Origin of the sequence: Nocardioides anomalus, assembly GCF_011046535.1 — a bacterium.
Taxonomy (GTDB): Bacteria; Actinomycetota; Actinomycetes; order Propionibacteriales; family Nocardioidaceae; genus Nocardioides; species Nocardioides anomalus.
Genome location: NZ_CP049257.1, coordinates 4331945 through 4350945 on the forward strand (window position 1 = coordinate 4331945; position 19001 = coordinate 4350945).

Sequence of the window (19001 nt, forward strand, 5' to 3'; positions counted from 1 at the left end):
GTCAGCCGATCTCCCGGCAGGCGCGGTAGAGGTCGGTCCACTCCGCGCGGTCCTTGACCACGGTCTCGAGGTACTCCTGCCACACGATCCGGTCCTGGACCGGGTCCTTGACCACCGCGCCGGTCAGGGAGGCGGCCACGTCGGCCGCCCGCAGCACGCCGTCGCCGAAGTGGGCCGCGAGGGCGACGCCGTTGGTCATCACCGAGATGGCCTCGGCGGTCGACAGCGTCGCGCTCGGCGACTTGAGCTGGGTGCGCTGGTCGGCGGTCCGGCCCGAGCGCAGCTCGCGGAAGATCGTCACCACCCGCTCGATCTCCGACAGCGCCTCGACGTCGGCGGGCAGCTGGAGCGAGCGCCCGATCGCGGCGACGCGGGTGCGCACGATCTCGACCTCCTGGTCGAGGGTGTCCGGCAGCGGCAGCACCAGCGTGTTGAACCGGCGGCGCAGCGCCGAGGAGAGGTCGTTGACGCCCTTGTCGCGGTTGTTGGCCGTGGCGATGACGTTGAACCCCTGGAGCGCCTGCACCTCGTCGTCGAGCTCGGGGATCGGCAGCGCCTTCTCGGACAGGATCGAGATGAGCGCGTCCTGGACGTCGGCGGGGATGCGGGTCAGCTCCTCGATCCGCACCACCGCACCGGCCTGCATCCCCCGCATCACCGGGCTCGGGACCAGCGCGTCGCGGCTCGGCCCCTCGGCCAACAGCCGGGCGTAGTTCCAGCCGTAGCGCAGCGACTCCTCCGGCGTGCCCGCGGTGCCCTGGACCACGAGCGTGGAGTCGCCGGACACCGCGGCGGCCAGGTGCTCGCTCACCCAGGTCTTGGCCGTGCCGGGCACGCCCAGGAGCAGCAGCGCACGGTCGGTGGCCAGGCTGGCCACGGCGACCTCGATGAGCCGGCGCGCGCCGAGGTACTTCGGCGTGATGGTGGTGCCGTCGGGGAGCTCGCCGCCGAGGAGGTACGTCGAGACGGCCCACGGCGACAGCCGCCACCGCGGCGGCCGGGGCCGGTCGTCGGCCGCCGCGAGCGCGGCCAGCTCGGCGGCGTACTCGTCCTCGGCGTGGGCGCGGAGCAGATCCGTGGGCAGGTCGGGCGTGACGGTCATCGGAAGGCCTCCGGGATCTCGGTGACGAGGGTGAGGTACTGGATCACGCGGCTGACCCGGTCGCGGGCGCCGGGGTCGTCGAGCGTGCGGGCCCACGCCTCGAGGGCCGGGCGGGCGAGCGGGTCGAGCCCGGTGGCCAGGCGGGTGCCGAGCTGGCCCAGGAGGAGCGCCGGCTGCCGGTCCGAGCCGAGCCGCTGGAGCACCGCACGGCTGAAGACGGGCCCCCACGGCGCGGGGACCGCGTTGACCACCACGACGACCTGCTGCGGCGACGTCGCCCGGGCCAGCTGGCTCGCCGCGACCGCGTCGCGCTGCTCGGGCGGGACGAGCGCGACCAGGTCGGGGTGCCAGACGTCCTCGACCAGGGCGGCCGCCCAGGTGGTGTCGCGGCGGGCCAGCACGGCCTCGGCGATGCCGACCTTGGCGTCCTGGCTGGCCAGCCGGCGCCACGCGCTCGGCTCGCCCCAGACGTCGAGGGGCGCGCCGGCGGCCAGCCGCTGGAGCCACCAGCCCCGGACCGAGCCGACGCGCTTGGGTCGGACCAGCCCGTCGCGCACGCCCGCGGGATCGGGATCACCCGGCAGCTCGACGTCGACGGTCCTGCGGAGCAGGCCGCCGCTCGTGATGAGCGGCCGCAGGCGCGCGGCCATCCGCGCGGCCCGCGCCGAGCCGGGCAGCGCGTCGAGCAGGCCCGCGGCGAGCTCGCGGACCCGCGCGGACCGGTCGTCGAGCGCGCGCTCCAGGAGCGGCTCGTCCTCGGGAGCGACGACCGGCCGGAGCCGGTCGAGCAGCTCGGCCCGGCCGCCGGCGGTGGCCCGGTCCCAGGTCTCGGCCAGGAGCGCGCGGACGTCACCGCCGTCGGCCACCGGCTGCTCCTCCTCGGGCAGCCACGCCCAGACCGGGTTGGCCGCGGCCAGCCAGGCGCCGCGCTGGTCGGCCACGCGGCGGGTGCCGGGGCGGAGGTCGGTCCGGCCGCTGGCCAGGTCGAGCAGCTCGGGCAGCAGGTGGTGCGGCAGGCGGGCGCCGGCCACGTCGGCCGCCTCCAGCCACCGCCGGACCAGCTCGGGGGCCAGGTGCGGCCCGACCGGCGACTGGCGGACCAACAGCTCGAGCAGCTGCACCGCGCGGGCGGGTGCCGCAGGCCGGTCGTCGGGCGCGGCCGGGTCGACGGCCTCCGGCTCCCCCGGTCGCACGCCGGCGCGGCGCAGCGCGCTGCCCAGGGCGGCGGCGTCGAGCAGCGCGACCTCACGGGGCGCGTCGGGACGACCCGCTCCGAGCGCGGCGGGCAGGGCCGGGACCGGGCGGCGCGCCGTGCCGATGAGCGCCGCGGCGGACACCTCCTCCCACCACGAGCCCACCCCCTCGACGCGCTCGCTCACACCGCCACCAGCCCGGTGTCGGTGCCCACGCTCAGCACCCGGAAGCCGGTCCGCTCCAGCTCGCCGACCAGCGTGGTGGGCCGGCCGCCGGTCAGGGCCAGCGCGGCCCACGGGGTCGCGTCGGCCAGCAGCGGGACGGCGGCACCGGCGGCGTCCACGACCTGGCCCGGCAGCACGGCGGCCTCGAGCACGACGGGCACCCGCCCGCCCCACGCGTTGTCGGCTACGGTCGCGGCCAGGGCGTCCAGCCCGTCGGCGAGGCTGCCGCCGGCCGGCAGCGCGGCCGGCGTCTCCCGGACCACCGGCTCGTCCACGACCAGCGCGCGCCGCGGGCGGCTGCCGGGGTAGAGCGCGAGCGTGGCCTCCAGCGTCGAGCCCGCGAGGTGGGCGATGGGCAGCGGGTTGCCGCCGGCCGCGAAGTCCAGCAGCTGCACGACCTCGCCGCTCGCCTCGCCGCGCAGCCAGGTGCGCTGCTGGAGCAGGCGTCCGTCGTCGGTGCGGTGCGCGCCGAGCACCAGCCAGGCGTCCGTCAGCGTCTCGCCGGCCCGGACGTCCTCGGAGGCCTGCGGCCAACCGACGTACGCGCGGAGGTCGGCGCGGGTGCGCTCGTCGAGGTCGTCCCACCGCTCCCAGGAGCGGACCGCCGACCACCAGCGCCCCAGCTCGCTGAGCAGGTGGTCGGCCCAGTCCTCGCGCCGGCTCACCTCCGAGCCCATGGTCCGGACCCGGTCGGCCAGCCCGGGCAGCTGCGCGTCGACCAGCCGGGCCGCGGCGGAGTCCCACCAGCCCCACGGCTGGCGTCGCGCCTGGACCGTTCCGCTGCGCACCAGGTCGGCCAGCCAGAGCGAGAAGTCACCGATCCCGGCGCTCATCAGTGCGAACCGCTCGGCCTGCCGCCTCGCCCGCGCCTCGGGGTCGACGGGCTTGGTGGTCCGCGCCGGCCGCTCGGCCGCGGGCTCGGCGAAGGGCGGCGGGTCGCCGGCGCCGATCTCACCGTGCCCGGACACCCAGCGCAGCAGCAGGGCCAGCGCGTGCTTGCACGGGAACTTCCGGCTCGGGCAGCTGCAGCGGTACGCCGGCCCGGTGAGGTCGATGCTGACCTGGTAGGGCTGCCGGCCGGAGCCCTGGCACTTGCCCCACACCAGGGTCTCGCTGCTGCCGGTGTCCGACCACGGCCCCGGCACGGCCAGCCGGTGGGCAGCCTTGAGCGAGGCCGCGTCGGGCGCGGCCTTCTCGACCGACGCGAGGTTCCACCGGGGCATGGTCGCTCCATCATCCTCGACCGCTCCGACAGCGGGCGCCCACCGCCGGGGTGCTTCTGCCACCATGCCGTCGTGGGCACGGGGGCGCTGGTGGTCTTCGTCGTCGCGGTCTCGCTCGAGGGTGCGGCGTGCGTGGTCCTGACCGTGCTGTGGCTGCGGGGCCGACGACGTCAGCGCGTGCTCGAGGGCGACCTGGCCACGGCCCTGGAGGGCACCGGCCGCAGGCCGCGCCCGCGCCGACTGGTCCCGACGCCGGACGAGGCGGTCAAGGCGGTCTGGGAGACCGTGGACCGGGTCCGCGAGCAGGGACTCGGCGGCGCGCTCCGCAGCTCGATCGACGACCTGGCCGGCTGGGCCCAGGTCGAGCGCCCGGCGCTGGTGCAGCTGGCCGGCCCCGACGGCAGCGTGGCGATCCTGTTCTCCGACATCGAGGGCTCGACCGAGCTCAACGAGCGGCTCGGCGACCGGGAGTGGGTGCGCCTGCTGGCCCGGCACGACGCGGCCGTGCGCTCGGCGATCGAGCGGTTCGACGGCCACGTGGTCAAGACCCAGGGCGACGGCTTCATGGCCGCGTTCGCCGCTCCCGAGCAGGCCGTGCGCAGCGCCGTCGCCGTGCAGCGCGCCTTCGAGCGCGGCCGGACCAAGGGCCCGAACCCCGTGCTCGTCCGCATCGGCATCCACCACGGCGACGTGGTGCACCGCGACAACGACATCTTCGGCCGCAACGTCGCCCACGCCGCCCGCGTCGCCGCCCTGGCCGACGGCGGCGAGATCCTCCTCAGCGGCGCCGTCGCCGACGCCGTGGCCGACTGTGACGACCTCCCGCTCGCCGAGCCCCGCGAGGTCCGGCTCAAGGGGCTGACCGGGGAGCACCAGGTGGTCGCCGTCGAGTGGTCGCGACCCTGACGCCTCGCCGTCCGTTTCCCGCCAGCACCGGCAGGGGCCGTGGGACCACCCTGACGACCATGACCTACCGCATCACCGGGGCCGACCCGGACGCCCTTGCCGACCTCCTGCACCGCTGCGTCGACCACGCCGGCAACCGGGTGGCGCCGTTCGAGGACGACGATGGCGGCTGGGCCCTGCGCTGCTGCCTCACCGACTCGGTCCCGGGCGACCAGATCGCGGTCGTGGCGTTCTCGCCGTTCCCCTGGCGCAGTGCGTACGCCGAGACCGGGCCGGTCGTCGTGCACGTCGCGGGCTGCCCCGGCCCACCGGACGGCACGCTGCCGCCGCAGTTCCACGAGCGTCGCCAGGTGCTGCGCGTCTACGGTCACGACCGCCGGCAGGCCTACGACCTGCACCGCGTGGTCGAGCCGGGCGGGCTCGCCGAAGCGCTCGAGGCGCTGGTCGCCGACGAACGGGTCGAGTGCGTGCACGCCCGCAACGTGGTCGCGGGCTGCTGGAGCTTCGCCGCCACCGCGGCGTAGCCCCGAGCCTCAGTCCAGCACGCCCGGTGCGGCGTCCTCGTCGTCGACCCAGTCCTTGCCGTCGTCGAACAGGTCGCGCTCCTCGCCGCGGCGCTCGTCGTCCTTTCGACCGCGACCGCGACCCGCACCGGCGCCAGCGCCAGCGCCGCGCGCGCCGGCCGCGCCCCGAGCGCCTCGCCCGGCCGCGCTCCCGCGACCGCCACGACCCGTGCCGCGACCGGAGCCGCGTCCGCCGGTGCCACGACCGCCGGTGCCGCCGGCACCGGCCCCGCGCGCGCCGCCGCCCGCGCCGCCACCGCGGCCCAGGACCGAGCCGGCACCCGCGCCGCGCGCACCGGTGCTGCCGATGCCGCGCACGCCGGCCGCGGAGATCCCGCGTCCACCGGCCGAGCCGGGCACGAGCCCACCCAGGCCGGGCTGCAGCCCACCGGTGAGACCACCGGCCAGGCCGGCCGCGGCCGCGCCGCCGAGCGCGCCGCCGGCAGCGGCACCGAGGCCACCCACGGCCCCGGCCCCTCCGCCGGGCGCGGAGACACCCGGGTTGGCGATGGTCGGGGTAGGCGAGAGCGGACCACCGGGGCCGGCCGGCGTGCCGTACGGCGGGTGGCCGGTCGGCGGCGTCGACGGGTCGACCGGGGGCTGCGTCGGGTTGGGCAGCGTCGGGTTCGGCGGCTGCGGAGGCTGGGGCGGCTGGGGCGGGACCGGCGGCTCCGGCGGGATCGGGGGCACGGGCGGCTGCGGCTTCGGCGGCTTGGGCGGGTGCGGCTCGCCCGGGTTGCCGCCGGGACCGGTCGGGCCCACCGGGGGCTGGGTGCCCGTGGGCGTGCTCGGCGTGCCGGGGTTGGTCGGCGGCGGCGGGGGCGGCGGCTCGCCGTGGATGCTCTGGAAGACCTCGGCCCGCTTCTGGTGGTGGTTGTCCAGGGTCGTGATGGCGTGGTCCGCCGCGGTCTCGCTGTCGGCGTAGTGGTCCCAGAACAACTTGTTGTCGGTCTGGAACTTGCTCTGCGCCTTGGCGTCACCGAGGTCCGAGGGCTGGGTCGGCGGCTGCTTGTCGGCGTGCTTGTCGAGCTCGGCGACCTGCTTCTTGGCGTGGCGCAGGTCCTCGGCGGCGTGGGTGAACGCCTCCGAGCCCTGCTTCATCTGCTCCGAGCGCTTCTGCATCTTTTGCGCCGAGTGCGTGAACGCCTTGGACGCGGCCGAGGCCGCCTCACCGCTGAACCGGTCGTCGCTGCCGAAGGAGTGCCCCTTCGTGGCCACCTGCTCGGCGATCTTGCTGAGCAGGTCGGCGCCCTTCTTCCACTCGGTGCTGGCGTCGTCCAGGTCCTCGGGGCGCGAGTGCTGCACGTACGCCTTGAGCTGCTGGGCCTTGGGTCCGAGCACGTCAGCTCCCTCCTCCGTGGCCACCGTGTCCGTGGCTGTGCGGGTGTGCGGCCGCGAAGGAGACCGGGATCATCGAGTCGGCCTTCTTGGTCTGGGCGATGAAGTCCGCCTCGGCCGCGTCGTCGGTGTCCTTCGCGTCGACGTACAGCTGGTGGATGATCTGCCCGTAGCCGTCGAGACCGCTCGCCATGTCCTTGAGCGCCTCGACCACGTGCGCACGGGCCTTGCCGGCGTCGCTGGCCAGCTGGACGCTCCCAGGAGTGCCACCGAACGCGGTGTGCGAGACGGTGTTGGGCTTCTGGTCGGTGAGCTGGTCCGCGCTGTCGGTCAGGAACGACTTCAGCTGCGCAGCCAGGCTCTCGGAGATGCCGAACTCGACGAGGCGGTCCACCATCGCCGCGATGTCGCCGAACAAGTTGGCCATTGCTGTGTGCTCCCGAGAGGTGTGCGAAGTGCCGGGCAAAGACTCTGCTACCCGGCCTCCGCGGACGCAAAACCCGAGAGGCCGTGCAACCAGGAGGTGGTCAGGACCGTCGGGTTACGGTGAGGACGCGTTCGCGGTCCCAGGCTGACCGCTGTGCCCGCGTGTGACAGGAGGGACCCGTGATCCAGACGGTACGACGCCTCGCCGGGCCCGCCCTGGTGGCCACCCTGGCCCTGGGCGCGGCGGCCTGCGGGGGCGGCTCCGACGACTCGGCCAACACGGGCGCCAGCACCGGCGCAAGTGCCGACCCCACGCCCTCCGCCACCGGCAGCAGCGAGCCCGCCTCCTCGCCTCCGACCACCCCCTCGGAGACCGTGGCCGCTGCCGCCGGTCCCGAGCTCGCCCAGACCGTCGTGGCCGTGAAAGCCCCCACCGGCTGGGAGCCCGACTCGGCCCCCGCCGAGTTCTCCTCCGCGGCGCGCGGGCCGGGGCGCAGCGACTCGCTGCTGCTCATCGACAACGCGAGCCTGGCCGGGCCCGATGCCACCATCGACGACCTCTACGCGTCCTTCGTGTCGCTGAACAAGGGCGACAAGAGGCTCACCTACGAGCGGCTGCCGGACCTCGACCTGCAGGGCACGCCCGCGTCGTACGTCCACTCCACCCGCAAGGGCACCAAGTCCGAGGACTACGTCGTCACGGCGGTGCGCAGCGGTCGCGTCGTCTCCCTCACCTTCACCCTGGACCCGGGCACGTTGGCGCAGGACCCGCAGCTGGTCGAGTCGGTCCTGGCCACCCTGCGCTGGCTGGGCTGACCGCTCAGCGGGCCGGGCGGTCGTCGACGATCCGGCGCATCTTGCCCACCGAGCGCTCGATGCCGTCGGGGTCGACGACCCGGACCGCGACGGAGACGCCGATGGTGGCCTTGACCAGCCGTTCGAGCTCGGCGCCGGCCGCCACCCCGTCGTCGTACGACGCGTCGGTGCGACGCTCCACGCGGACCGTCATCTCGTCCAGGGTGCCGGGCCGGGTCAGCACGCACTGGAAGTGCGGCGAGAGCGCGGGCAGGGTGAGCAGCAGCTCCTCGACCTGGGTCGGGAACAGGTTCACGCCGCGCAGGATGATCATGTCGTCGGTGCGGCCGGTGACCTTCTCCATGCGGCGCATCGTGCGGGCCGTGCCCGGCAGCAGCCGGGTGAGGTCGCGGGTGCGGTAGCGGATGACCGGCATGGCCTGCTTGGTCAGCGACGTGAAGACCAGCTCGCCGCGCTCGCCGTCCGGGAGCACCGCGCCGCTCACCGGGTCGATGACCTCGGGGTAGAAGTGGTCCTCCCACACGTGCAGCCCGTCCTTGGTCTCCACGCACTCCTGGGCCACGCCCGGCCCCATCACCTCCGACAGCCCGTAGATGTCGACGGCGTCGATGCCCAGCACGTCCTCCATCTCGCTGCGCATCTGGTCGGTCCAGGGCTCGGCGCCGAAGATCCCGATCTCCAGCGAGGTGGACCGCGGGTCGACGCCCTGGCGGCGCATCTCGTCGACGACCGCGAGCATGTACGACGGCGTCACCATGATGACGCGGGGACCGAAGTCGACGATGAGCCGGACCTGCCGCTCGGTCATGCCGCCGGAGACCGGCACGACGGTGCAGCCCAGCTTCTCCGCGCCGTAGTGCGCGCCGAGGCCGCCGGTGAACAGGCCGTAGCCGTAGGCGTTGTGCAGCACGTCGCCCGGCCGGCCACCCGCCGCGCGGATGCTGCGGGCCATCACGGTGGCCCAGGTGTCGATGTCCTCGGCGGTGTAGCCGACGACGGTCGGCTGGCCGGTGGTCCCGCTCGAGGCGTGGACCCGCGCCACCTGCTCGCGGGGCACCGCGAACATGCCGAACGGGTAGTTCTCGCGCAGGTCGGCCTTGGTGGTGAACGGCAGCCTGGCCAGGTCCTCCAGCTCGCGCACGTCGTCGGGATGCACCCCGGCCGCGTCCCACGCGCGTCGGTAGTGCCCGACGTTCTCGTAGGCGTGGCGCACCGTCCAGCGCAGCCGCTCGGTCTGCAGGGCGCGCAGCTCGTCGACGGAGGCGGTCTCGATCGGCTCGAGGTCGGCGGTGGTCATGCTCCGCAACCTACGCTCGCGGGATGGGGCTGCACACGAGCCGGCGCGGGCTGCTGATCGGCGGCGCCGCGGTGTCGCTGGCGGCGTGCTCCTCGGAGTCCGACCCCGGCCCGACGAGCACGCCGAACCCCGCCCCGTCCCCCTCCACCGCGCCGGCGAGCAGCGCCCCGCCCACGCCCACGCCCACGCCGACCCCCACGGCCAGTGCCGCCCCGCGACCGCGCGTGGCCGGCGAGGTCGCCACCGGCCTGGCCGTGCCGTGGGGCGTCGCCTTCCTGCCCGACGGGTCCGCGCTCGTCGGCGAGCGCGACACCGGACGGCTGCTGCGGGTCACCGGGTCGGGCCTCGACACCGTGGCCACGCTCGACGTGCGCAGCCGGCTCGACGAGGGCGGCGAGACCGGCCTCCTCGGCCTGGCCCTGCACCCGGACTTCGCGAGCAACCGGCTGGTCTACGCCTACCTCTCGACCGACGACGACAACCGGGTCGTGCGCGCGACGTACGACGGTCGCCTCGGCACGCCCGAGCCGGTCCTCACCGGCATCGCGACGTCGACGCACCACAACGGCGGTGGGCTGGCCTTCGGTCCGGACGGGTGGCTCTACGTCAGCACCGGCGACGCCGAGGACACCGGCACGGCGCAGGACCGCGCGTCGCTCAACGGCAAGGTGCTGCGCGTCACCGACACCGGCGCGCCCGCGCCGGACAACCCCTTCGGCAACCGGACCTGGAGCCTCGGGCACCGCAACGTCGAGGGGCTGCGGTTCGACGACCAGGGCCGGCTGTGGGCCGCCGAGTTCGGCGACAAGGGTGCCGACGAGCTCAACCTGATCCGCCGCGGGAAGGACTACGGCTGGCCCGACGTCGAGGGCTCCGACGGCGCCGGCGGGTACGCCGACCCGGTCGCGCAGTGGCCGGTCGACCAGTGCTCGCCGAGCGGCGTCGCGGTGGCCGCCGGACGCGCCTGGCTGGGCGCGCTGCGGGGCGAGTGCCTGTGGTCGGTGGTCCTCGACGGCCCCGACGCCGGGCGCGCCGAGCGGCACCTGGACGGCCGCTACGGGCGGCTCCGGTCGGTGGTCGCCGCACCCGACGGCTCGCTCTGGGTGACGACCTCCAACCGCGACGGTCGCACCACTCCCCGGGAGGGGGACGACCGCATCCTCCGGGTGAGCCTCTGAGATACGAAAGTCGGTGTCGACCGGTCGGCGACCGCCGGTAGCGTGAGGCCACGTGTTCGGTGCTCTGGGTCGCCTCGCCTCTCGTCGTCCGTGGTTCGTCATCGCCGCCTGGGTGGTGATCTACGTCCTCGTCGTCGCGCTCGCCCCCAAGTTCGAGTCGACCCAGGACCAGGCGGATTTCCTGCCCCGCCACTACGAGTCGATCAAGGCCGCGGAGCTGCAGGCCGACGAGTTCCCGTCCGAGGACACCACCGGCGCGATCGTCGTCTTCGACCGCAAGGACGGGGAGAAGCTGAGCGAGGCCGACACCGCCGAGATCCAGCAGGTCGTCGACGGGCTCGACGGCAAGCTGGGCAAGGCCTTCACCGGCATCCAGGCCACGCCGCCGTCGGAGAACGGCCTGGTGCAGATCGCGGTGGTCGGGCTGTCCGACGACGTCACGGGCTACGACGACGCGTCGTTCGACTCGGTCGAGAAGCTGCGCGAGGACCTGACGGACGCGGTCACCGGCGACCTGCAGTACGGCGTGACCGGGCAGGTCGCGCAGGGCTACGACCAGCAGGAGTCCGGCAACAACGCGCTGCTCATCGTGGGCGTGGCCACCGTCGTGCTCATCGTGCTGCTGCTCGCGATCATCTTCCGCAGCGTGCTGATCTGCCTGTTGCCGATCGTCACCGTCGGCGCGATCCTGACCCCGATCTCGATGGGGCTGATCGCCACCGCCAACAAGCTGTTCGACCTCAAGGCCAGCACCGACGTGGAGACGATCCTGGTCGTCGTCCTCTACGGCATCGGCACCGACTACCTGCTGTTCTTCCTGTTCCGCTACCGCGAGCGCCTGCGTGAGGGCGAGGAGAAGCGCGAGGCCGTGGCCCACGCCCTGGAGCGGGCCGGCGAGGCCATCGCCTCGGCCGGTGGCGCGGTCATCGTCGCCTTCATGGCGCTGATCCTGAGCTCGCTCGGCATCTTCCGCTCGCTCGGCCCGGCCCTGGCCATCGCCGTCGCGGTGACCCTGCTGGCCGCGCTCACGCTGATCCCCGCCCTGGCGACGCTGCTGGGCCGCGCGCTGTTCTGGCCGTCGAAGAAGTACCTCGTCGAGCCCAAGTCCGCGCGCTTCGAGGCCGTCGGCCGTTCCCTGGGCCGGCACCCCGGCCGCTACGCCATCGCCTCCGGCGGCGTGCTCGCCCTGCTGGCCCTGGCCGCACTGACCTTCAACCCGACGTTCGACCTCGGCTCGAGCGGCACCTCCGACACCGCGGAGTCGGCCGTCGCCCTCAAGACCCTGGAGAAGGGCTACCCGGCCGGCGCCACCGACCCCACCGTCGTGCTGCTGCACTCGACCGACGACCAGCCGCTGGGCCAGGACGCGATGACCGAGTTCGGCACGGCGCTGAGCGCGGCGAAGGGCGTGGCCCAGGTCGGGCCGCCCACGCCGTCCAAGAGCGGCACGACGGCGTCGTACAGCGTGTTCCTGAACGGCGACCCGGCCTCAGACGCCTCGATCGCCGACGTCAAGGGCCCGATCCGCACCGCGGCGCACGACGCGGCGCCCGACGGCACCGAGGCCCTGGTCGGCGGGACCACGTCGATCTTCGTGGACTTCCAGGCCGCGATGAACCGCGACTACTCGGTCGTGTTCCCGGTCGCCGCGCTCATCATCGCCGTCATCCTGGCCCTGCTGCTGCGGAGCCTGGTCGCGCCGTGGTACCTCATGGCCTCGGTCGGCCTCGGCTTCGGCGCCACCCTCGGCGCGACGTCCCTGGTCTTCCAGAACCTGCTGGGCGACTCCGGGCTGATCTTCCTGCTGCCGATCTACATCTACCTGTTCGTGGTCGCGCTCGGCACCGACTACAACATCTTGATGGTGGCCCGGCTGCGCGAGGAGGCCCGTGAGGGGCTCGACAGCCGCAACGCGGCCGCCGAGGCGGTCAAGCACGCCGGGCCGACCATCGCCGCCGCCGGCGTCATCCTGGCCGGCACCTTCGGCTCCCTGATGCTCGCCGGCAACAGCCTGCTGTCCTCGATGGGCTTCGCGCTGTCCTTCGGCATCATCGTCTCGGCCTTCGTCACCTCGATGTTCTTCACCCCGGCGCTCACCGCGCTCATCGGCCGCGCCGCCTGGTGGCCGGGGCACGGCGACGAGAAGCGGGAAGCGGCGCCCGCGGAGGTCTAGGGCCCGTCGCTCGGCGGCGAAGCCGCACCGGCACGTCGGGGTGGCCCGCGCGTGGCCCGAACGGGTCACGCGGAGCAGGTCCCGAGTCCACGACGATGGGCGGGCGGCGCGTCCCCCATCCCGAAGGGAGCCGAGGGTCGCCTGACGGGGCCGCGCCCGACCTGCCGTCCAGGCACCCCCGAGAGGAACACCCGTGAAGCGACCCACCCACCCACTGCCGCTGGTCGTCGTCGCGGTCGTCGCGCTCGTGCTCGGCTCCGTCGGCACCGCGAGCGCGTCCGGACTGACCAAGGGGGCGGTGAAGAAGATCGCCGCCTCGGTCGTCGAGAAGAAGGCGGGAAAGCTGTCCGTCGCCCACGCGGCGACGGCAGGCAGTGCTGACAGCGCCGCGAACGCCGGCGGTCTCGCCGGCCAGTCGCCGACGACCTACCTCAACCGGGCCGCCTCCTCGACCAAGCCGCCCGGTCCGCAGCCCCTGGCCGCGGGTTCCGCCACCGAGGTCCTCCCACCCGTCGCCCTCGTGCTGCCCGCCGGCGTCAACGCCGTCGCGGTGCACGCCGGCCTCGCGTACCTCAGCACGACGGCGACGTACACCAGCACGTGGTACGCCGTCGACACGGCGTGCAGCACGCTGAGCGGGTTCGGGTTCGACCACCGCATGCAGGGCGGCGCCAGCGCCACCGGCACCGGGAGCTCGCTCGACGTCCTGCAGCCGTTGGCGGCCGGGAGCTCCCACACGTTCCGACTGTGCGCGTTCTCCGAGGGGGCGTCCTACGTCTACAGCCCTCAGCTGCTCGTCGAGACCATCGCGCTCAACGGCACGGGCGGGACGGGCTTCGCGGCCGCGGCGGGCTCGGGGAGCACCGCTCCGGTCGCGCGCTGAGGGCGCCTCCGGTGCGCGGGGTCAGCCCCGGCCGCGCAGACAGATCGTGGGCGGGTTCTTGGCCAGCTTGCGCAGCGGCAGCGTGGACATGGTCAGCGTGAGCCACTCGCTGGTGAGGTAGCGCGCCTTGCCGATGCCCACGTCGGCCACGGTGCCGGCCTGCGCGCCGACGTACCGGTCGAGCCAGTAGTCCGCGCCGGCGCTGGCCAGGTAGCGGGCCAGGTGCCGCTCGTCGGGGCCGTTGGGGTCGTCCATGATCACCCGCGCCGAGTAGACCGCCACCACTCCGCCGACGTCGTGCGGGTCGATGGGCGCGCGGCCGCGGATGGAGTAGAGGTGGAAGTTCCAGCCGCCGCCCAGGGTCGCCGACACCGCGCCGCCCGGCTCGTCGCGCAGGTCGGCGGTCTTGCTGGCGTTGCCGGCGAAGTCCTCGACGTAGTTGGCGCCGTTCACGCGCTTGGAGGCGTTCGCCGAGCGCCACCTGCCCGTGCGCCGGGACAGGATCCAGAGCCCGATGTCCTTGCACGAGACCCGCACGTTGCGCGCCGGGCTGCCGGCCGCGTCCTCGTAGACCTGGCCCCACGCGCTCACCGCGGTGAACCCGTGCCGCGCCGGGTGGTTGCCCACGCCGACGCGGGGACCCTTGGCCCAGTTGTACGTCGAGGGCACGCCGTGCATGCGCCCGGCGTGCTGGCCGACCATGTCGTGCGCGAGGAGCCCCGCCACGTGGTCCAGGGGCGCGCAGTGCGCGGCCAGGGCCGGCTCCGGGAGGCCGAGCGCGGCCACCGGCGCCACCGCCGCGCCGCCCAACAGGGATCGTCTGCTCACGGACACGGTCCACGAACCTAGGACAGACGCCGTGGCGTCAGCCAACCCCGGTCACCGGTGGTCCGCACCGCCGGGTGGGCACCGTCACACCGTGCCCCGCTACGACGCCGTCCTCTTCGACCTGCTCTCCGCCCTGCTCGACTCGTGGTCGCTCTGGGACGACGTGGCCGGCGACGAGGCGACGGGTCGACGGTGGCGGCACCGCTACCTGGCGATCACCTACGCCACCGGCGCCTACGTGCCGTACGAGGACCTGGTCGCCCGGGCGGCCGCGGACGAGGGCCTCGACCCGGGGCTCCCGGGCGAGCTGGTCCGGCGCTGGGACGAGCTCGCGCCCTGGCCCGAGGCGCCGGGCGTGGTGGCCGCCCTGGCCGAGCACGCCCGCGTCGGCGTGGTCACCAACTGCTCGGTGCCGCTGGGGCGGCGGGCGGCGGCCCGGGTGGGCGTGCCGTTCGACGTCGTGGTCACCGCGGAGGAGGCCGGCGCCTACAAGCCGCGCCCGACGGCGTACCTCCGGGCCGCGGACGAGCTCGGCCTGGCCCCGGACCGGGTGCTGTTCGTGGCCGGCTCCCGCTACGACCTGGCCGGCGCGGCAGGTGCCGGGCTGGACGTGTGGTGGCACAACCGGGTCGGTCTCGACGGCGACCCCGACCACCCGCCGGTGGCCGAGCACCCCACGCTGGACGTGCTGCCGGGGTTCCTCACGAGTGGCTAGCGTGCCCCCGTGGCGTGCGCGATCGCGGACTTCGTGGAGCTGGTCCGCCAGCTCGACGACGTGGGGCAGCGCGACCGTGAGCACTGGTCGGCGTACACCACCGGCGGTCGGACCTTCGGCTACCTGTGGCCGCGGACCAGCACGGTCGGCCTCAAGCAGACCATCGCCGAGCAGGCGGCCCTCGTGGCCGAGCGGCCGGAGGTCTTCGAGGTGCAGTTCACCGGTGGCGGCTTCGGGTGGGTGGTGTGCCGCCTCGACGGGCTGGAGCGCGACGAGCTCGCCGAGCTGACCTTCGAGGCCTGGCGGCTGACGGCGCCGGCCGCGCTGGTGGAGGCCCGCGCGGACCGGCTGCCGGTGTGAGCCGCTAGTTGGAGCCCGTGGTGATCATCTGCTCCCAGTCGTCGGCGCTGACGCCGTCGGCGGTGAAGAAGGAGTACTGACCGATCCCCTCGTCGCGGGTCTGCACGAACAGCCCCTCCTTCCCGATCTCCGGGCTGGTGCCGACCCAGGCCTTGACCAGCCAGCCCGTGTCGGGCGCTCCGGTGAGGTCGACCGCACGGGCGTCGGCGGGCGGCCGGACCCCGAGGAAGAGCAGCTCGGCCGGCGACGGCGTGCCCTCGGCGTGCCGGTAGCTCAGGGTCATCCCGGCCAGCTCGAGGGTGTCGGTGACGAGGGCGGGCGCGGTGGGCGTGCCCGTCGGCGCAGCGCTGGCGCTGGGGCTGGTCACCGGTACGGCGGGCGCCGCGGAGCGCGTGCCGCCGTCGAGCTGCGGCAGCACCAGGACGGCGGCGGCCGCGGCGGCGACGGGTACGGCGGTCAGGGGCGCGGCCAGCGACCGGCGCGGGGCGGGCACGCGCCCGGCGTACCTCAGGTGGGCGGTCTCGTCCCTCATCGCGGCGGACAGCTCGCGCAGCAGGTCGTCATCGGTGAGCATCGGCGTTCTCCTTCGGGGTGGTGAGCGCGACCCGCAGGGCGGCGAGGGCGCGCGAGGTCTGTGACTTGACGGTCCCGGTGCTGACCCCGAGGGTCCGCGCGGTCTCCTCGACCGACAGGTCGTCGAAGAAGCGCAGCACGAGCACCGCCCGCTGCCCCTCCGGCAGCCCGCGCGCGGCCCGGACCAGCAGGTCGCGGTCGAGCAGGGGCTCGGCGTCCGGGAGAGGCACGTCGAGGGTGAGCGGCGCCTCGGCGGGCCGGCGGCCCAGCAGGCGCCACCGGTCCTTGGCCAGGTTGGCCACGACGGTCCGGGCGTAGGCCTCGGGCGCGGACCGGGCCGTGCGCCACCGGCGAGCGGTCCGCAGCAGCGCGGTCTGGACCACGTCCTCGGCGTGCCCGGCGTCGCCGGTCAGGAGGTACGCCGTGCGCACCAGCCGGTCCGAGGACGCGGCCACGAAGGCCTCGAACTCACGCTTGTCCCGGCCGCTGATCACGGTCTGCTCCTCGTCACAACCGTCTGAACGCCGACCGGAGCGGTCGGGTTGTCAGCGGTGAGCGGTTTCCCGCGACAGCGCGAGCGTGGTCGGCTGCTCGCCCGCGTCGTCCGCGGGGACCTTGGGCCGCACGATGCGGCTGGCCACCGCGAGCAGGGCCAGGGCGACGACGCCGTCCATCCAGTAGTGGTTGGCGGTCACGACGACCACCACGACGGTGAGGGCCAGGTGCAGGGTGGCGACCCAGGCCAGCCACTTGGGCCCGGTCCGGTGCAGGACGTAGGCGATGAGGGCCGCCCAGCCCACGTGGAGGCTCGGCATGGCCGCGAACTGGTTGGCCAGGTCGCCGCTCGCGCCGGCGTAGGCATCCGGGCCGAGGACGGCCATGGTGTCCACGAAGCCCCACTGCGGGAACATCCGCGGCGGTGCGAGGGGGTAGAGGATGTGCACCACGAGCGCGGCGCCGGTGAGCGCGATGACCAGGTTGCGCGCCCAGACGTACTCCCAGCGGGGGCGGAAGACGTAGCCCCAGACCAGGAACGCGATCATCGCCGGGAAGTGCACCGAGACGTAGTAGACGTTAGCCGCGTGCAGCCAGGCGTCGGAGGGGACCAGGGCCTGCAGGTCGGCCTCGGAGGGCAGCCGCAGCACGTGCTCGAGGCGGTGCACGAACTCGGCGTGGTGGCGGGCGTCGACGACCTCGTCGCGGGCGAGCAGGCGACCGAGCCGGTAGAACTCGAAGAGCACCGCCACCAGCACCAGCTCGCGCAGCGCCGACAGCGCCGCGGGACCGACCCGGTCCACGGTGCGCGACAGGGCGCGGCCTGCCGTCCGGCGTACCGGGTTCGGCGCTTGGCCGGGGTGCACCATCGTCATCAAGACACCTCCTCCCGCTGGTCTATCGGGTCCCAACACCGGAACGCCACTGGGTATGTCCCCAACTCGACCCTGATCTGACCGCTCCAGACCTCAGGGCTCATCGGGGGCACGCCGGGACCCTCTCGTCCCTGCCGATGAGGCAGTACCGCGAACCGCGTCGCACAATGCCAGCTGGGAGAGCGAACCTCCGGCCCCGTCCGCGCGTCTTCGGTAGTGCGGAGGGAGTCTCCGGCAGATTGGGGTGCACGTGAAGAAGGTCCCTGCCCTCGTGGCGACCGCCGTCTCGGCGGTGCTGGCACTGACGCTGGGCTCCGCGCCCGGCCACGCCGCCGACGGCGATGCGTCGTTCGACGGCCCGGCCGCCACCAGCGCGCCGACCAGTCCGTCCCCGCTGATCCTCAAGGGCGGCGGCAAGGGCGGGAAGGGCGGGAAGGGCGGCGGCCACCGCTACTCCGTCCCCGAGGGCGCCTACTTCAACAACCCCCGCGGCAACTGGACCGCGCGGCTGCGCATCGAGCGTCAGATCGTCCGCGCGATCGACAACACCCGCAAGGGCTCCTACATCCGCATCGCGCTCTACTCCTTCGACCGCATCCCGGTCGCCCAGCGGCTGATCGCGGCCCGCAACCGCGGCGTGCACGTGCAGCTGCTGCTCAACGACCACCAGGACACCCGCGCGATGAAGATGCTCCGCGCGCGCCTGGGCACCGATCGGGACAAGAAGGACTTCATCTACAAGTGCCACTCGGGCTGCCGCACCGACAACCGCAACCGGCTGCTGCACTCGAAGTTCTACACGTTCACCAAGACCGGCAAGTCCAAGTACGCGCTGTTCTTCGGCTCGCACAACCTGACCATGAACGCCGCGCGACACCAGTGGAACGACCTGTACCTCAGCGCCGGCCGCGAGGACCTCTTCAACCAGTACGTCGCGCTGTTCGACGACATGAAGAAGGACTACGAGGTCGCCCAGCCGCCGCTGCCGACGTTCTGCGGCGTCCCCGCCGACGGCGTGGCCTGCAACGACGCGGTCGACTTCGGCACCACCGTCACGTTCCCGCGCCTGGTCGGCCCGGTCAACGACCCGATCGTGCAGATCCTGGACAAGGTCCAGTGCATCACCGTGCAGCCCGACGGCTCGCGCGTGCGCACCAAGCTGTCGGTCAACATGCACACCATCCGCGGGCGCCGCGGCAGCTACCTGGCCGACGCCTACCGCCGCAAGTTCGCCGAGGGCTGCGCGGCGCGCTTCAGCTTCGGCCTGGTGGGTGGCAAGACCAAGCCGCACCTGGGCGCCAAGACCATCCGCGGCCGGATGCCGCTGCGCGCCTCGAGCTTCGACTACCACCCGGACCAGGAGGTCAAGAACCCCGACGGGAAGCTCGACCTCACCCTGGACTACTACTCCCACCAGAAGATCCTGATCATCGACGGGAACTACGACGGGAACCCCCACGCAAAGGTCGTCTTCACCGGCTCCTCCAACTGGGGCGCCCTCGGCTCGGTGAACGACGAGATCCTGGTCGGCATCCAGGGCAAGAGGGTCGTGCGGCAGTACCAGGCCAACTTCGACTTCATGTGGAAGCCGGGCAACTCCCGCAACGCCTACACCACGACGTACCTGCACTTCCGCGTGCCCGTCGTGCGCATGGGCCCGGACGGCGAGAAGGTCGTCACCTACCGGACCGTGACCCGCAAGAGGGTCGTCATCGACCCGTCGCTGGTCTACCACGGCGCCGCCGCGGCCGGCCCGTACTGGGAAGACGACTAGCCGGACACGAGGACGGGCGCACTTCCGCCGAGACCGGAAGCCGCTCCCCGTTCGTACC

19 protein-coding genes are annotated in these 19001 nt (G+C 74.0%); 9 read left to right on the plus strand and 10 right to left on the minus strand.

Features of this window, described 5'->3' with window-relative positions:
• Position 1: 1 nt before the first annotated feature.
• Genes G5V58_RS21575 through G5V58_RS21585 form a run of 3 tightly spaced genes read right to left on the minus strand, consistent with a single transcriptional unit; the run spans position 2 to position 3743 of the window.
• Positions 2–1102: an ATP-binding protein gene (locus G5V58_RS21575; protein WP_165237152.1), complete on the minus strand. Its 1101-nt coding sequence runs from the start codon at positions 1100–1102 to the stop codon at positions 2–4.
• The gene (locus tag G5V58_RS26485; RefSeq protein WP_165237154.1) at positions 1099–2481 is read right to left on the minus strand and encodes a DUF5691 domain-containing protein; all 1383 of its coding nucleotides are present in this window, start codon (positions 2479–2481) and stop codon (positions 1099–1101) included. The genes G5V58_RS21575 and G5V58_RS26485 overlap by 4 nt, the downstream gene beginning before the upstream one ends.
• Positions 2478–3743: an SWIM zinc finger family protein gene (locus G5V58_RS21585; RefSeq protein WP_165237157.1), complete on the minus strand. Its 1266-nt coding sequence runs from the start codon at positions 3741–3743 to the stop codon at positions 2478–2480. The genes G5V58_RS26485 and G5V58_RS21585 overlap by 4 nt, the downstream gene beginning before the upstream one ends.
• A 72-nt stretch (positions 3744–3815) precedes the next feature.
• On the opposite strand from G5V58_RS21585, the gene G5V58_RS21590 reads away from it, so the two are divergent.
• Both G5V58_RS21590 and G5V58_RS21595 read left to right on the plus strand, forming a co-directional pair.
• Positions 3816–4649 (plus strand): adenylate/guanylate cyclase domain-containing protein, encoded by an 834-nt coding sequence (locus G5V58_RS21590; RefSeq protein ID WP_230486829.1) that lies wholly within the window; start codon positions 3816–3818, stop codon positions 4647–4649.
• Positions 4650–4708: 59 nt separating this feature from the next.
• Positions 4709–5173 carry a DUF1203 domain-containing protein gene (locus G5V58_RS21595; RefSeq protein WP_165237159.1) on the plus strand — a complete coding sequence of 155 codons (465 nt, stop codon included), beginning with the start codon at positions 4709–4711 and terminating at the stop codon, positions 5171–5173.
• Positions 5174–5182: 9 nt separating this feature from the next.
• On the opposite strand, the gene G5V58_RS21600 is transcribed toward G5V58_RS21595, so the two are convergent.
• On the minus strand, positions 5183–6553 hold the full coding sequence (locus G5V58_RS21600) for a hypothetical protein (protein WP_165237161.1): 1371 nt from the start codon (positions 6551–6553) through the stop codon (positions 5183–5185).
• A gap of 1 nt (position 6554) precedes the next feature.
• Positions 6555–6977: a hypothetical protein gene (locus G5V58_RS21605; protein WP_165237163.1), complete on the minus strand. Its 423-nt coding sequence runs from the start codon at positions 6975–6977 to the stop codon at positions 6555–6557.
• 179 nt (positions 6978–7156) lie between these two features.
• Between G5V58_RS21605 and G5V58_RS21610 the strand changes: the two genes are divergently transcribed.
• Positions 7157–7792: a RodZ family helix-turn-helix domain-containing protein gene (locus G5V58_RS21610; protein ID WP_165237165.1), complete on the plus strand. Its 636-nt coding sequence runs from the start codon at positions 7157–7159 to the stop codon at positions 7790–7792.
• Positions 7793–7796: 4 nt separating this feature from the next.
• On the opposite strand, the gene paaK is transcribed toward G5V58_RS21610, so the two are convergent.
• Positions 7797–9089: a phenylacetate--CoA ligase PaaK gene (gene paaK / locus G5V58_RS21615; protein ID WP_165237167.1), complete on the minus strand. Its 1293-nt coding sequence runs from the start codon at positions 9087–9089 to the stop codon at positions 7797–7799.
• A 23-nt stretch (positions 9090–9112) separates the two neighbouring features.
• Between paaK and G5V58_RS21620 the strand changes: the two genes are divergently transcribed.
• From G5V58_RS21620 to G5V58_RS21630, 3 genes are all read left to right on the plus strand, one after another.
• Positions 9113–10267, plus strand: a complete 1155-nt coding sequence (locus G5V58_RS21620; protein ID WP_165237169.1) for a PQQ-dependent sugar dehydrogenase — start codon at positions 9113–9115, stop codon at positions 10265–10267.
• Between the two features lie 52 nt (positions 10268–10319).
• A complete protein-coding gene (locus G5V58_RS21625; RefSeq protein WP_165237171.1) occupies positions 10320–12440 on the plus strand; it encodes an MMPL family transporter in 2121 nt (706 codons plus the stop codon).
• A gap of 193 nt (positions 12441–12633) precedes the next feature.
• The gene (locus tag G5V58_RS21630; RefSeq protein ID WP_165237173.1) at positions 12634–13323 is read left to right on the plus strand and encodes a hypothetical protein; all 690 of its coding nucleotides are present in this window, start codon (positions 12634–12636) and stop codon (positions 13321–13323) included.
• Between the two features lie 21 nt (positions 13324–13344).
• Here the strand turns inward: G5V58_RS21630 and G5V58_RS21635 are convergent, their stop codons facing one another.
• A complete protein-coding gene (locus G5V58_RS21635; protein WP_230486830.1) occupies positions 13345–14151 on the minus strand; it encodes a hypothetical protein in 807 nt (268 codons plus the stop codon).
• 91 nt (positions 14152–14242) lie between these two features.
• On the opposite strand from G5V58_RS21635, the gene G5V58_RS21640 reads away from it, so the two are divergent.
• Positions 14243–14866, plus strand: a complete 624-nt coding sequence (locus G5V58_RS21640; RefSeq protein WP_230486831.1) for an HAD-IA family hydrolase — start codon at positions 14243–14245, stop codon at positions 14864–14866.
• 9 nt (positions 14867–14875) lie between these two features.
• Entirely contained in the window at positions 14876–15226 is a 351-nt protein-coding gene (locus tag G5V58_RS21645; RefSeq protein WP_165237179.1) for an MmcQ/YjbR family DNA-binding protein, read from the plus strand.
• 4 nt (positions 15227–15230) lie between these two features.
• Here the strand turns inward: G5V58_RS21645 and G5V58_RS21650 are convergent, their stop codons facing one another.
• Genes G5V58_RS21650 through G5V58_RS21660 form a run of 3 tightly spaced genes read right to left on the minus strand, consistent with a single transcriptional unit; the run spans position 15231 to position 17169 of the window.
• On the minus strand, positions 15231–15800 hold the full coding sequence (locus G5V58_RS21650) for a hypothetical protein (protein WP_165237181.1): 570 nt from the start codon (positions 15798–15800) through the stop codon (positions 15231–15233).
• The gene (locus tag G5V58_RS21655; RefSeq protein WP_230486832.1) at positions 15787–16293 is read right to left on the minus strand and encodes a SigE family RNA polymerase sigma factor; all 507 of its coding nucleotides are present in this window, start codon (positions 16291–16293) and stop codon (positions 15787–15789) included. The genes G5V58_RS21650 and G5V58_RS21655 overlap by 14 nt, the downstream gene beginning before the upstream one ends.
• A 51-nt stretch (positions 16294–16344) precedes the next feature.
• Positions 16345–17169 (minus strand): phosphatase PAP2 family protein, encoded by an 825-nt coding sequence (locus G5V58_RS21660; RefSeq protein ID WP_230486833.1) that lies wholly within the window; start codon positions 17167–17169, stop codon positions 16345–16347.
• A 250-nt stretch (positions 17170–17419) separates the two neighbouring features.
• On the opposite strand from G5V58_RS21660, the gene G5V58_RS21665 reads away from it, so the two are divergent.
• The gene (locus G5V58_RS21665) at positions 17420–18943 is read left to right on the plus strand and encodes a phospholipase D-like domain-containing protein (RefSeq protein WP_165237183.1); all 1524 of its coding nucleotides are present in this window, start codon (positions 17420–17422) and stop codon (positions 18941–18943) included.
• Positions 18944–19001 lie beyond the last annotated feature (58 nt).

Excerpts from the sequence above, each read along its gene's own strand:
- G5V58_RS21575 (WP_165237152.1), bottom strand. The coding sequence starts at position 1,102 with ATGACCGTCACGCCCGACCTGCCCACGGATCTGCTCCGCGCCCACGCC.
- G5V58_RS21585 (WP_165237157.1), bottom strand. The coding sequence starts at position 3,743 with ATGCCCCGGTGGAACCTCGCGTCGGTCGAGAAGGCCGCGCCCGACGCG.
- G5V58_RS21595 (WP_165237159.1), top strand. The coding sequence starts at position 4,709 with ATGACCTACCGCATCACCGGGGCCGACCCGGACGCCCTTGCCGACCTC.
- G5V58_RS21605 (WP_165237163.1), bottom strand. The coding sequence starts at position 6,977 with ATGGCCAACTTGTTCGGCGACATCGCGGCGATGGTGGACCGCCTCGTC.
- paaK (WP_165237167.1), bottom strand. The coding sequence starts at position 9,089 with ATGACCACCGCCGACCTCGAGCCGATCGAGACCGCCTCCGTCGACGAG.
- G5V58_RS21620 (WP_165237169.1), top strand. The coding sequence starts at position 9,113 with ATGGGGCTGCACACGAGCCGGCGCGGGCTGCTGATCGGCGGCGCCGCG.
- G5V58_RS21650 (WP_165237181.1), bottom strand. The coding sequence starts at position 15,800 with ATGCTCACCGATGACGACCTGCTGCGCGAGCTGTCCGCCGCGATGAGG.
- G5V58_RS21660 (WP_230486833.1), bottom strand. The coding sequence starts at position 17,169 with ATGACGATGGTGCACCCCGGCCAAGCGCCGAACCCGGTACGCCGGACG.